13 protein-coding genes are annotated in these 13,121 nt (G+C 61.8%); 9 read left to right on the forward strand and 4 right to left on the reverse strand.

The window, feature by feature from the left end:
* Both ACLQ6X_RS13880 and ACLQ6X_RS13885 read right to left on the reverse strand, forming a co-directional pair.
* A partial coding sequence (locus ACLQ6X_RS13880) for a LacI family DNA-binding transcriptional regulator (protein ID WP_411700745.1) occupies positions 1–223 on the reverse strand: 223 nt, incomplete at its 3' end.
* Positions 224–539: 316 nt separating this feature from the next.
* Positions 540–2,222 carry a class I SAM-dependent DNA methyltransferase gene (locus tag ACLQ6X_RS13885; RefSeq protein WP_411700746.1) on the reverse strand — a complete coding sequence of 561 codons (1,683 nt, stop codon included), beginning with the start codon at positions 2,220–2,222 and terminating at the stop codon, positions 540–542.
* Between the two features lie 903 nt (positions 2,223–3,125).
* On the opposite strand from ACLQ6X_RS13885, the gene ACLQ6X_RS13890 reads away from it, so the two are divergent.
* The 6 genes from ACLQ6X_RS13890 (at position 3,126) to ACLQ6X_RS13915 (ending at position 7,002) form a co-directional block, all read left to right on the forward strand.
* Positions 3,126–3,305, forward strand: a complete 180-nt coding sequence (locus tag ACLQ6X_RS13890) for a hypothetical protein (protein WP_411700747.1) — start codon at positions 3,126–3,128, stop codon at positions 3,303–3,305.
* 711 nt (positions 3,306–4,016) lie between these two features.
* Positions 4,017–4,214 (forward strand): hypothetical protein, encoded by a 198-nt coding sequence (locus ACLQ6X_RS13895; RefSeq protein WP_411700748.1) that lies wholly within the window; start codon positions 4,017–4,019, stop codon positions 4,212–4,214.
* Complete coding sequence (locus tag ACLQ6X_RS13900; RefSeq protein ID WP_411700749.1) at positions 4,201–5,046, forward strand: Fic/DOC family protein; 846 nt, start codon at positions 4,201–4,203, stop codon at positions 5,044–5,046. Before ACLQ6X_RS13895 ends, ACLQ6X_RS13900 begins: the two co-directional genes overlap by 14 nt.
* A 96-nt stretch (positions 5,047–5,142) precedes the next feature.
* A complete protein-coding gene (locus tag ACLQ6X_RS13905; protein ID WP_411700750.1) occupies positions 5,143–5,451 on the forward strand; it encodes a hypothetical protein in 309 nt (102 codons plus the stop codon).
* On the forward strand, positions 5,448–6,593 hold the full coding sequence (locus ACLQ6X_RS13910) for a metallophosphoesterase (RefSeq protein WP_411700751.1): 1,146 nt from the start codon (positions 5,448–5,450) through the stop codon (positions 6,591–6,593). Before ACLQ6X_RS13905 ends, ACLQ6X_RS13910 begins: the two co-directional genes overlap by 4 nt.
* Positions 6,580–7,002 carry a hypothetical protein gene (locus ACLQ6X_RS13915; RefSeq protein WP_411700752.1) on the forward strand — a complete coding sequence of 141 codons (423 nt, stop codon included), beginning with the start codon at positions 6,580–6,582 and terminating at the stop codon, positions 7,000–7,002. Before ACLQ6X_RS13910 ends, ACLQ6X_RS13915 begins: the two co-directional genes overlap by 14 nt.
* Positions 7,003–7,100: 98 nt before the next feature.
* Here the strand turns inward: ACLQ6X_RS13915 and ACLQ6X_RS13920 are convergent, their stop codons facing one another.
* Positions 7,101–7,328: a DUF2188 domain-containing protein gene (locus ACLQ6X_RS13920; RefSeq protein WP_411700753.1), complete on the reverse strand. Its 228-nt coding sequence runs from the start codon at positions 7,326–7,328 to the stop codon at positions 7,101–7,103.
* A gap of 388 nt (positions 7,329–7,716) precedes the next feature.
* Between ACLQ6X_RS13920 and ACLQ6X_RS13925 the strand changes: the two genes are divergently transcribed.
* Positions 7,717–10,806 (forward strand): nidogen-like domain-containing protein, encoded by a 3,090-nt coding sequence (locus ACLQ6X_RS13925; RefSeq protein ID WP_411700754.1) that lies wholly within the window; start codon positions 7,717–7,719, stop codon positions 10,804–10,806.
* Here ACLQ6X_RS13925 and ACLQ6X_RS13930 read toward each other — a convergent pair.
* A complete protein-coding gene (locus ACLQ6X_RS13930) occupies positions 10,754–11,155 on the reverse strand; it encodes a hypothetical protein (protein WP_411700755.1) in 402 nt (133 codons plus the stop codon). The two genes, ACLQ6X_RS13925 and ACLQ6X_RS13930, sit on opposite strands and share 53 nt — an antisense overlap.
* Before the next feature lie 275 nt (positions 11,156–11,430).
* Here ACLQ6X_RS13930 and ACLQ6X_RS13935 point away from each other — a divergent pair, with 275 nt between their 5' ends.
* A complete protein-coding gene (locus ACLQ6X_RS13935; RefSeq protein WP_411700756.1) occupies positions 11,431–11,889 on the forward strand; it encodes a hypothetical protein in 459 nt (152 codons plus the stop codon).
* A gap of 166 nt (positions 11,890–12,055) precedes the next feature.
* A complete protein-coding gene (locus tag ACLQ6X_RS13940) occupies positions 12,056–12,637 on the forward strand; it encodes a hypothetical protein (RefSeq protein WP_411700757.1) in 582 nt (193 codons plus the stop codon).
* The last annotated feature ends 484 nt before the right edge of the window (positions 12,638–13,121 follow it).

Here is a 13,121-nt window from a genome sequence, read left to right on the forward strand (position 1 = left end):
CGCTCACTCCCGCAGCGAGTTTGCTGGCAGCACGATTCCGCACGAATCCGAGTGTGTCGATCGACGCGGAGACGCGCGCCACGAGCTCGGGCGTGACGTGTTCCGGCCGGTTGAGAACGTTCGAGACAGTCCCCAAGGCGACTCCGGCATGTCGAGCGACATCGAGCATCGTCACGGAGCCACGCTCGCCCACGCTCGCCGACGTCGGTGTGTCCTCGGTCACGTGCACTCCCCCTACCGACATCGGATCATTCAGCCTAGCGGCGACCGCCACCACAGGTCGGGGCCATGCCGAAGGCAGCAGCCCTGAGCAGCCCATCGGAACACGCTGCCGGACAAGCCCCAGGTGTGCCGGTGTCGCCGACCGGTACGGCCGGTCTGTGAACTCACCGCGCGACTCTGCGAGGACCGTGGGCTACTGTCACGACGGCACGCCCCCGCCCGGCAAGGAGACCTCGTTCGCGCATGACCTGAAGACGATCAACGGGCCGACGCGATCTGCCGCGGGCACGGCGGGAGAATTGGTCACGCGCGAGCAGTTAGGACGTTTCAGCCCCTTTCCCGCGCCCTCTCCGCCTTCGCGACATCACCGCGTGCGCAGCTCGGAGCACTCTCACATCCGAGTCGCTCATCCCCAGGCCGTCGACGAGCAGGATGCGGTCTATGACCGCGACGGCGTCGAGAAGCCGACGGGCATCCAACAGGAGAGCGACCTCCGCGCGGGCAGCGCTGAGTTCCCGTGCGACTGCGGCGACGAGGGCTGGCCCCGGCACTGGCAGGGCATCGGCTTCGCGTGGTTCGAGTTTGAGGATGCCCCCGCCGTAAGCACGTCCGACGACTTCGGCCCCGAGCAGGGTCACGGAGTTCAGCGACGCGAGGGCGAGGAGCTCGCGGCCGAGGTCGCGGTGGTCCTCGTTGAGGTAGATGCCGTAGACGGAGTTCAGGTGATGGGCGCCGGCTTCGTTGCTCGTGATCCTTGCAGTGTCCGCGTTCATCGCCGTGATGAGCAAGTCGGCGGGAGCCAGCAGCGGAACCCGCCACCAGGTCGCGCGCACCCGGCACTTGTAGGCCCGCGATACGCCGGTGTCTTGGCCTTCGGCGATGTAGGCGCGGGCGGCACCGGACGGTTCGGCCGCGGGCCGGAACAGCAGGGTCCGTGCTCCGCTGCGGCCGAGCGCGGCCAGTGCGTCGACGGCGAGGTCGAGCCCGCGGAGGTGCCCGCTTCCGGGAGGGGAGAGCGGTAGGAGATCCGCGGAATCCAATCCGAGTTCTGCTGCGCGTGCCGGGGATAGGGCGAAGAAGTTGTTATTCCCGGTTACCGTGCCGAGCGTGGTGTCGCCCCACTCTTCCAGACGTGTGAACCCGGCGGCGGCGGCGTATGCGGCGAGGCCCTCGGATGGCAGTAGCGCCGGCGTCCATTTTGCGGACGGGTCGGACGGTGTCCACTTCTGTGCCGGTAGCTCCCGGTCAAGAGCTACGGCGTTCCGGGCTCGGTGCACGGTGATGTGCTCCGCGGGCCCCTGGCCGTAGCCGTCGACGAGGAGCAGCACGACGTCGACCTCGGCTTCGGCGAACACCCGGTCGTCGAACGCGACGAGGTCGACGGAGCTGAACTTTTCGTAGAGGAATCTGCGGACCGCTGCCGCGTAGTTGACGCTCAGGAGCTCGGCGGGGAGGACGAAGGCGAGGCGCCCGCCGGGGGCCAGGAACGACGTCGCGTGTGCGGTGAACGCGGCCCAGCTGCTGGCGGATGCGCTGAGTTCGACTCCGGCGGCCCGTGCGGCGGAGCGTGAACGGTCGCGGGGTTCGCCGGACCAATTTTGGGAACGGACGTACGGTGGGTTGCCGACGACTGCGTCGTATCCGCGTTCGTCGCCGGCGGCCACGGCGAAGAAGTCGGAGGTCTGGATGTCGGGTCGGCCACCGGCGTGGGCAACCCGCGCCCGGGCGGCGTCAGCGCTGTGGGCATGGATTTCGACCCCGGCCACGGCCGGGCGGCGGGCGCCGAGGGCGGTGAGACGTCGGACTGCGTGGACCAGGAATTCGGCGTCGCCGCAGCTGGGTTCGAGCACGGTGTCGCGGGCGTCGCGGAGTGCCCAGTCGGTCATGAACCGGGCGATGGCGGGCGGGGTGAAGAAGGCGCCGCGGGCCTTCCGGATGGTTGCGGTGTCGGCGTCGTCGGCGGCGAATGCGTCTTGGTCACGGGGCTGGTTTTCTTGCACACCGGATCTATGGATCGAGATCCGGACCAGCTGGGACTAAACGAAGACACAGAGGACGGCCGGCAGGTTGCGGAGGTCACCGTCGAGATGGCGGCACCGTTGTCGCGGGCGGCTGGTCGCGCCTCACCGACGAAGGCTTCCCCTCGCCTGGGACCCGAACTGGGCGGCTGAGAGTCGTCGGAACAGTCGATCGTCACCCGGTCATAGGGTGCGACGTTGTCAGAATCGGTCGGCTCCACGATCGCGGAGTCGCCGGAGGAAGTGGACCAACGACGTCACGTTGCCGGTGGCGGAACGGATCTCGCGGTCGTGGCCACGAGTCAAAAATGACGAAAATGGCGTCCGTGGGCGCTTTTCGGGTCGAAAACGGCCTAAAAGGCCGATCTGTCCCAGCTTGTCCTGAAGGGCCCTGGACAACGGATCCCAGTAACGGCGCGGATCTTGACCAAAGTGTCCTGAAGGGCTCCTGGACAACGCTTCCCAGTGTTTATAAGGGATGCAGCCCCTATCTATCTATCTGTACTGAAGATCTGGCATTAATATACTTAACTAGGGGATTTCCGGGTATATATCTCGGCTTAGGTTTCGGATATATATACCCTCATCTCCCTATAGGTCTTGTATTTTCGCCAAGACACCAAGACAGAGGGGTCCGAGGGCCTCCGATGCCAGCGTCTATATGGCATCCGCTGTCCAGGACCGGTCTGGGACAGGTTCCGGTGATTTCGGCAACTTCCGCGCCGTTACTGGGATCGGCTGTCCTGAAGCGCTTGGGACGGTTTTGAGATGATCGACCCTGTCGAACCGAGCGACAACCCGCCTGACCCGACCGTTCTGAGTCGTTCCAGCGCGGTCGCCCGTTGGCCGACGTCCGATGTCGGCGGCACGCAATAGCGTCCGGCCATGGACATCGACTACGCAGAACTCTTCTTCAACGCTCTTCTCAACGCCCTCGGGGCTTTCGCGACCGGCTTCGGCGCCGCTTTCTACGAGAACCCGTGGCCGTTCCTCGGCTTGGCCGCGATCGTGCTGGTCGGATTCCTCGTGCCGAAGAAACGCCCCCGTCGGCGCCGACGAGCATGATTCTCAGTGCGAGTGACGGGCTTACGATTCCGGTGAGATGCGCGTAGTTAGATTCCCTTGGGCAATACCCACGCAAGCCGCCATACGTGACGCGCGGGTGAAGCGTCCGGTCAACGTGTCGATTTCAATCAAGCGCTGAGCGCCCCCGACACGGGGGAAATCTTTCCCAGCTGGAGACTTGTGCACTGGCAAAGGTCCAACTGAGCCCTGAACGCGCCAACTTGAAAGAAGTCCTTGTGGGTTCGACGCGCACATCGCTAACGAGCGTGCCGGCGGCTCCGCTGGTAGCGAAAGGTTCGAGCGCACCGAACTATCCGGGATTTCCGGATGGTTCGCCTCGAAAGGGCGAATCCCATCACTGGAATCGTAACCCCGGCAGGTGACATTAGAACCAGTTTCGCCGCATATAGAAAGACATGACCGGAATCGCTCCCTACCAGCCCAAGCTCTTGCCCCTGCGATTTTCTGCCGGGCTTGCCCTCTTGCCCGGCACCGTGCGGCGCGAGCGGGAGAATGGAGGCGAGTCATAAACAGCACGGGTAGCCGCATTGTTTTCGGACACCGCCATATCTGACGCCGATCCGGACGAGGCGGGGCGGAACCCGTCGTCCGAGATGATCGTCGGGTCAACGTCAATGCCTCACCAGCCGGACTGATGCCGCGCATAGGGACCATGACAGAGTTCGAGAAATCCATTGGAAGGAGAACGGGATGGCCGAGCAGCACATACCCGAAGGTGCGGCACTGGACGAGCGTGCACGGATGGTTGGACTGGGGCTGCACGCGTGGCAGTCCGAGGGCGCCGAAGTCGACGACGAAACCAAAGCCGATCTAATCGAGTACGCAGCGGGGAATCTCTCGTCCGAAGAAATCATCCGGCGGGGGCGGGTACGTTATGGCCTCGAATGATCTTTCGCTGCCGGACCCATATTCCGAGAACGGGGTGCTTCGAAATCTCGTCGGCGCGACGACACCTCAGGCTTTGCGAATCGCGGAAGGCTCTCTCAGCCTGCTCCGTCTTTCGTCGTTAGTCGAAAGTTGGCCTTCGCCGACCGGCGATCTCGACGAATGGAAAGCGATCCATCAAACGCTCTTCCAGGACGTTTACGACTGGGCGGGCACACTCCGGACTATGGGGATCGCGAAACAAGTCCCGAACGCCAATAAGTTCGCAGACCACCGACTTATCGAACGGAATGCGTGGAATCAAGCGAACTCGCTTCGTGAAGAAGGAAACCTGAAAGGGCTCGGGAAGCACGAATTCGTCCGCAAGCTCGCGGACCAATACGACGCGTTCAACTACCTTCACCCGTTCCGAGATGGAAATGGACGCGTGCAGCGGCTCTTTTGGGACAGAATTGCTCGCGAAGCCGGTTGGAGCGTCGACTGGACCCTCGTAGGCGGCGAGACCGTCGGACGCCTTTCCCGGGAGGCTGGCAACAGCGGTGACCTATCCCATCTGGTCGAGATGTTCAGCGCGATCACGTCAAAGGCGCCGGCGCCAATGGCGCCGGCTGAACGGGCCGCCTGGTTGCGACGTGTGGCATTCGGAACCCACGACGATGCGTCCCCAGCCGCGCGGGCTCTGGTCAAGCCGACCTACATTCTCACGTCAGGTTCAATGTGCGGATTCCCGATGCCCCGTGCGAGAACAGGGTGCGTCTTGCTCGTCGACCACGGCGGGCATCATCGATCGAAGGTCCCGACAAAGCTGAGCGAGACGACCACGCGGGCATTATAATTACCACGACTTCCCCTCGCCACTAACGCCGTGGGGCCTAGCAGCGTCTCGATGGCCCGTCTACTGTGTCGTCAACAGTCACAGCAGGAGGCCGACGTGCACACCCTCATGGACCAGGCCCGCGGCGCCTATCTCGTCCGCACCGCGTCTTCCCGATACATCATCAGCCTCGACCTCAACGTCGTCCGTCGTCACCCGGGCACGGCACCTCCCACTGAGGTCGCCGCGCTCCGACGCGATCACGAACAGCTGGACCTCCTCGCCGTGTTCGAGTGCACGGTCGGCACGCCGATGGTCCTCGCCCTCGATCTCCACCTCCCGTTCGTTCCGTTCACGCTGCGCCGCACCATGGACGTGGTGTCGATCGAGCGGCTGTCGGAAGTCGAAGAGGCGGCTCTGTTGTGAGCGAGCCACCGAACGCGCTTCAGACAGATCGGCAGATCGGGTTGCTGGGAGACGTCCATGGAGACCTCTCCGCGCTGATCGCATCGATTCAGACGTTTGCCGCGAGGAACGTCCGAACGATCGTCGTCCTGGGCGACTTCGGCTACCCATGGCCCCACGAGGACTGGAATCGGGCGTTGAACAAGATCAGTCGACGCCTCGCCGTGAGGAACATGACGCTTCTGTTCCTCGACGGGAACCACGACTGGCTGGCGAAGATCGAAGAACGATTCGCGGTGGACGCGCACGGTCTCCGGTGGCTCCGGCGCAACATCGTCTACCTGACTAGGGGATTTCGAACGACGCTCCGGCCCTACGACTCCGGCTGGCCGAGTCACGCTGTCCGTCTGGGCAAAGTCCTTGCCGTGATTGGTGGCGCCAACTCGATCGACCGGGACTACCGAACCGTGAACACCGACTGGTGGCCTGAAGAATCACTGACGGAAGAAGACCTCGTGGCACTCGGTTCCGACCATGTCGATGTGCTCCTCGGTCACGACGCCCCGCTCAATGTCCCTGACCTCGACCGTGCGCTCGCCTCCGAGAACAGCGACTGGCCACCGGAGGCCGTTGCATACGCCGAGCAAGGTCGACGCATGTTCCACCGCGGATTCGTAGCAGTGCGGCCCGAGCTTTATGTCGGAGCGCACTACCACCGCCATGTGGACCAGGTCGTCACGTTCGGCGACGACGCGGAGTCTTTCCGCTGCCGTGTCGTCGTCCTCGATCAGAACGAAGCCAACACGGTGAGCTTGGCCGTACTCGATACGGCCACCCTGCAGTTGGAGTTCTTCACCCGTGGCGAGGCCAAGGTCGAAAGACTCACGATGCGCGACCAGGGCCGATGGAACGTGCGCATAAAGGACGCGATGCTCGCCATCGATCTTGACGCTCGGACCGTCGAGAGGCGGCCGATGGCTGGGGCGCGGAAGTCTCCGACGATCGACCGACCGCTCCCGCTCCTGAACATCCGCATGTTGCACACAGCGACTATCGCCATTCTCACGCTAGATCCCGTTGACGACCACACTCCGTACTGGGACTACTTCTCGCCGTCGCTCGTGGAGAAGATCGAGAGGATGGACGACGATGCCCAGCGATGACGACAAGAAGTCGGCCTGGATCCGATTCGAGGGCGAGGCGAAAAGGTTACTGATTAGGAGGGTCAGGGTCGAGAGGGACGGTCTATTTCTCTTCGGGCGCAGACACGGGGCACAAACGTTGACGCTGACGGCGACGGAGTTGCAGGCGCTGCTTGATGGCCGGATTGCGGCAGTCGATGTTCTGGGTGAATATCTCGTCTACGTGAGCGTTGAGGACGGGGCCGCCGATGAGTTTTCGGCTGCGACGTCGGCGGTCGTTGCGGAACCGCCGAGGCCTCGCTATTCGGAAAGGGTACGTGTGCGAGCGGCGCAGGTAAGGGTGAACGCTGATCGGCGAGGCAGACCGCGGGTTTCGACGCCGGCATGGATCGTGAATTTGGCCACCGGGCATCCAGAAAGGGAGAGATGACGCATTGACCGCTTCCTCCGTACGCTCCACACCGGTGATGGTGAAGGCCGGCCGCAAATCTTCCCCACTTACGACCGGCCTCCGTTGGCTAGCCTGGGCTAGCCCTTAGTGCGGTGCGGATCGACGGCGGGCTTGATCGTGTTCTTGTACCGGAACTGACCATTCTCACCACTGACCGTGACGTCACCGCCACCGCCATTGCCGGCGAATCCCTTCGCCGCGTCATAGGCATCCTGCTGGGTGTTGCTGCGTGAAGACGCGCGTGACGCGTCATCCCGCTTCGTGACCCAGTCGTCACCATCTTTGAATACGTTGTAATCGGGCATTTCTCTCACCTCCTCTCGGTGTCTCTACGGCCCGACGGTAGGACGGCACGTCGACATAACAACAATCGACACGCCCACAAAGATCGGCAGAGAGGGATGACAGAAGGCATCTCCAACAGAATCGCGCCCGACACCAGTCGAATAGGCAACGGAATGCTAGTCGGAGAATCGAACACTCATCGGGGTATTCCGTGTCCCGGTGTGACGCGGAGTCTGCTCGGAAGTTGTAACGGACGGCTTGGGGAGGCGTGGGCCCATCGGCGTGCGCAATGGTGATTCTCACCGTTCGGTGAGCGGGGGCACCGAATTCGAGGAAACACCCCGGACGGGGGGAAGAAATGGGTGAGCATTTCCCAATAAATTCAGATACCACAAACTCGGGGGATTTATGAAGAGCACGCGTACGATCTGGAAAACTATCGCAACGATTGTGCTGGGTGCTTTTCTCCTCGCAGGCGTAGCTGTACCAGCGCACGCAGGAACATCTGCAATAGTCGATGCTGCCTCTTGCATGCAGCACGACCTGGCCTCCAACGACGATGCGTCAAGCGCTCAAGTCGACTTGCCCTTCCCGATCAACTTCTACGGGCATATTCGGAACAAGATCTGGATAAACAACAACGGCAACGTCACCTTCAACGGTGCGTTAGGGGCATACACGCCATTCGGGCTGGCCGACACGCGTGAAGCTATAATCGCTCCGTTCTTCGCAGACGTGGATACCCGTCCCGCGGGCGCAGGTGCCGTCCAATGGGGGTGGGGAGAACTCACCTACGACAACCATCGCGCGTTCTGCGTCAACTGGACCGACGTCGGCTACTACAGCAACGGAACCGACAAAACCAATTCATTCCAGCTCATGATTGTGGACCGTTCCAGTGACGTCGCCTCCGGCGCTTTCGACATCATTTTTAACTACGGCCGGATCCAGTGGGAAACGGGCTCTGCAAGCGGAGGGGTCAACGGCCTAGGCGGATCTTCCGCCGTAGCAGGATTCGCATCCGGCGATGGGCTAGCCGCAGGCTCAATCCAACTTCCGGGCTCCGCAATCCCCGGCTCTTTCCTCGATTCGTCGCCGACAGCGCTCGTAAAGGGAAAGCTAGGATCGAACATTCCTGGGCGATATGTATTCAACGTTCGCGGAGACGGCGTTGTCGGAGCCTATTACGTTGCACTCGGAGATTCATTTCAATCTGGCGAAGGTGCCTACGATTACAGCGACTCAACTGACACACCCGACAACAGGTGTCATCGCTCCGACAATGCCTACCCCAACCTCTTGGTTAGCGATCAGGTCGTCCACCTCCAGCTGAGGTTTCGGGCATGTTCGGGCGCGGTGATGGCCGACCTAGACAACGGGGCGAACGGCGACGGAGTCGCTCAGTTCGACGCGCTAGGCGTCGACACAAAGCTGGTCACAATTGGGATCGCGGGAAACGACCTCGATTTCTCTGGAACTGTCACGAATTGCGTCATCGTCGGAGTAGTCTCGCCAACCACTCCTTGGGTGCCAGCGTGCCAGGCGATCTTCGGCGCCGGAGTGGACGACAAGCTGCGTCAGCTCGAATATGGAAGCATTCGATCTGCGCTCGGTACCGTGTACAACGAGATCAAGAACGCGGCACCATACGCCCGCATCATCGCAATCTCATATCCGAAGTTCTTCCCCGAGCAAGGTGCACTTATCTGCCCAACCGGCATAATCCGATTAGGAGATCAGCTCTGGATGAATAATTCCATCGGGAAAGCAGACAGACTGATCGGCGACGCGGCTAAATCCAGCGGAGTCGAATACGTAAACATGGCAGACGTGACGAAAGGACACGAAATCTGTTCCTCGGACCCGGCTCAAAACGGGGTCGTGCTCGGCCCGGACAACTCACCGAAGAGCGAGTCTTACCACCCGAACGCTCTGGGCCACCGCTTGATGGCCAACCGCATCGAAGAGTTCCTCGATCGTCCAGTGGTTCCCACTTTCACAATCCAGCCTCAAGCCCGTCTATCTCAATACGTAGATGTCACGGGGCGGGCACTCAATGTCGCAGTCAACTGGCCGGGCAGCGACGTGGTAACCACTCTGGTGTCGCCGAGTGGAACGCGGATAACTCGGGAATCGACAAATGGAGCGGTGCACACCCTGGGCCCGACGTTCGAAACATGGCGCGTCGACAACCCGGAGCCGGGACAGTGGACAATTGAGTATTACGGCGCCGAAATAGCCGAAGGTGGCGAGCCGGTCACCGTCAACGTCCTTGACGAGCACCCGTCCAACATCGCCCCTGTCGCGTCCTACACCGAGGTTGGCGCGGGCCGAACGTTCACATTCGATGCTTCCGGATCAAGCGACGCAGACGGCTCAATCGCAGGCTACACCTGGGACTTCGGTGACCAGACCTCCGCGACCGGTCCAGTCGTGCAACACACTTTCCCAGAAGGCTCGCAATTCCAAGTCATGCTGGCAGTTGCGGACGATAGGGCAGAGATGGGCTTCGCGTCACACCCCATCCCAATTGACACTCGGGCAGCTGAACCGACGAACCGCTTTTCCTCGGACACCACCCTCACCGATTCAACGCGCCTTGGCGGGCCCATCGAAGTTGACGGAGATCTTGAGTGCAACACGGCCGGAACTATTGACGGGGACACCGTCGTAACCGGCGACGTCCACCTGACCGATGAGTGCCAGATAAATGGCTCCCTAGTCGCAGGAGGAACTGTGCACATGACCTCACGGTCTTACGTAACCGGAAGCGTCACCTCCGCCGGTTCCGTGACGTTCGAGGCAAGCGCCAAGATCGGGGGACAGCTGACTTCGGGAGGCATATTCATCCCCGTCGGCGCGACCAGAGCGTACATCGAAGAACACGGCGCGGTCGGTGGAACGATAAGTGAGCACGCCCAAGTCCCCGCGGTAGCACCCGGCACGACTCCGATTGAGACGATGGAGTCGGTCACTGAGGGGAACCCCACGAAGACATGGCAGGCCTGGGTACGAGAAGCTGCCATCGCGAACAATGCGCCGTCTTGGTCGTCCGCTCTAAGCGCCAATCCAGGCTGCACAGTGGCGCCATGGGCGTCCAGCCTCAACGGCGCGAATATCGGAGTAGGCGCAGCCACCATAGTCGATGCTCGTCTAACGACGTCTGGATGCGAGACCGTGACCTTCCAAGGGATGACGGTCAATCTGTCTGGCGATCTCACGCTTCTGGTCGACAACTTGCGGGCAATCAATGGAATCAAGTTCCAAACCGCTGACGCGAGTGCCTATAAGGTGAAGATCATAACTCTCGGTAGCGTCACCGATTGCGCCACAGATCGCTCGCAATCAATATCCGGCGGTATAACCTCCGATCCCGCGATCGCCATTGACTTCTTTACGCCTGGTCGCGTTTCCATCGTCGGACCCGCGCACTTAACTGGTTCAGTTACGAGCGGGTGCTGGAACGGCGCAGGAAGCGTGAGTATCGCGCAGCGATGAAAACACCAATGAAATCGCACCCGATCCATCTCCTTTGGATCGTGCCGATAGCGCTGATTGTGGACGCTACGTTCTTCCTTGCTGCTGCCGTGAGTAAATGCGGTATCAGCGGGTGCAGCGGAGCAGGATTCGGAATAGCGTCCAACCCGGCCGCATCAATGGTCTTCATCGGGATAGCGGCTGGGGTGACTGCAACATTGCTGATTGTCGTTCCATGGATTCGATTCAGGTTCGCCCGCATCAGCGTCGCGGCAATCGCAGCGGTCGCGACCTGGGCTGTGCTCTGGTCCGCGGTATTCGGCGAATAAGTACGCTCGTCCATGTGGGTCTGCCGTTCGTCGTCAGCCACGGGTGAGCCATTGATTCATCAGTGACACGGAATTTGGGGCTGAATGCTTGGGGCCCGAGAGCGTCGCCGACGGGGGGCCGAGGCGACTAGCGGGAGCCCGACGATGTCCCTAAATTCGGTTGACTACGAGGCAGCACGTCAAGTGCGAGGGCCATGAACGAGGGACGTGTCAGGATTGGAGCCAACAGTCGGCCCAGGTCACCCCCGGCGAGAATGCGATCAGAATACACAATTGGCACTACTTCCTCACCGGCCCGAAATATTAGGGGCGCACCATGACCTTCTTGTTGATCGGATCCGAGGATAGCGGCGACGCTGGCTCCCCGGTGCATGCTCATGTCGTCTTCGATGAGCGGCACGGTGGCACAGGTCAGTTCGAGGAGCGCTTCTGGAAGTCGGAACGCCCCGGCGCGATGAGCTTTGTTGCCGACGCCGACGGCTTGGGCGCCGGGTCACTAGAAATAGCGACGATCAGCTATGTGAGATCACCCGGCATTGTTCCCTACACGCCGTCGGCACCGGCCGGGTTCGCTGCGGGCACGACTTCCGCGGCCTTCAGCGCCGTCCAGCCTTTCGATGAGGTCAACTTCTGGGCGGGGCTCGGTCCCGAACTCCTCACCGCAGACCCGCCCTGGCCCGTGATCACCCGACTGTACGTCGACACTGCGATCATGGGCCGGATTGATCTCGACGTTGCAGACAATACGCCGCGAGTCCGCGACGGTCGCAAGTAATTCCCCGGCCGGCCAACCGACTACGCGATGGCTCGGAAACCTTTCATCGCTAGCGGTGCAGTCCAGGCAGAGCCCGGCCACCCGCCTCCGACAGTCTGCGGCGGTGCGCGCGATCTCGTGCCGCGCTTGTCATCGCCAACCATCGTGCGTCAGACTTCACCTCAAAATGAGCCTTCTGCCTAGCCATAGCATCGCCTTGGTTCCAGACTCCGCCGACGCCAGACTTCTCGTCGACTTGACGAGCCACGCCACTGACCTATCGGAGGCATCGCACGCGCTCGGCTTGGCCCTCGACGCCCGCAACGACTCAGAACTCTGGCTGCCGCTGACAATGCACGCCGTAACCGCGTACTCGCGGCCTTTTGCCGAATCGACGGTGCGGCACCGCCTGGACACGATGAAGCAGTTCTCCGGAATCCCGGCCGCACTGCAGCCGGTCCACGACATGGTTCGGAAGTACCGCAACACCACCGTCGCCCACTCGCAATCTGACCTGGTGCTGGCCGTCGCGCTTGCGTTACTCGACGACCGCGGTGCGGTCCGAGACGTGGTCGGGGTGACGTTTACACATCCCATGCCGCTGGTGGTTGCGGAGCAGTTCGCAAAGCTCGTGGACGCTGTCGAGGGGCTGGTCGAGGAAGCGACGAGGCCGGTCAGGGAGCGGTTGAAGAAGCAACTTGGCGCCGTGCCGGCAGACGTCGTCGCGGGATGGCGTGTGCCCGAAACGCTTGCTGCGGAGGACCATTAGCTCTCGGGCGAGCGAGCGCGAACCCGGCGACCGCAATTCACGACTCACTGGCGCATAGGACAGCCGCGTCCTTTTGCCGACGAACACTAACCCAAGTCATAGGGGACCAGGTGCGGTTTCGAGCGCTTCTCCTTGTATTGACAGGCAGATGCGTCTACTTTGAAGTCGACAGCATTGACGAGGGAGCGCATCGTGGTTGCAGGACGCAAGCCTTTTCTAGCCCGGATTGTCGAGCGGATATCACTGAGACTCAAGACGAGCAAAGTCCCGCTTCCTCCAGATCCGTTCGGCGATCCACCCGTCGCGATAGACCCGGATCCGAATCGGGACAGGGATTTGTACATGGGTGTGAATACGCACTGAGCGAGCTGCACGGTCAAGCAGATGAGGGGTCCCCCCACCCGCGGGCCCCCGCAACATTTGAGTGGATCAATTCAAATTTTGCCAACCCCAGCCTGAAGTAGTGAGATACACTGCAAGGAAA

The organism is Conyzicola sp., assembly GCF_046714715.1.
GTDB lineage: Bacteria > Actinomycetota > Actinomycetes > Actinomycetales > Microbacteriaceae > Conyzicola.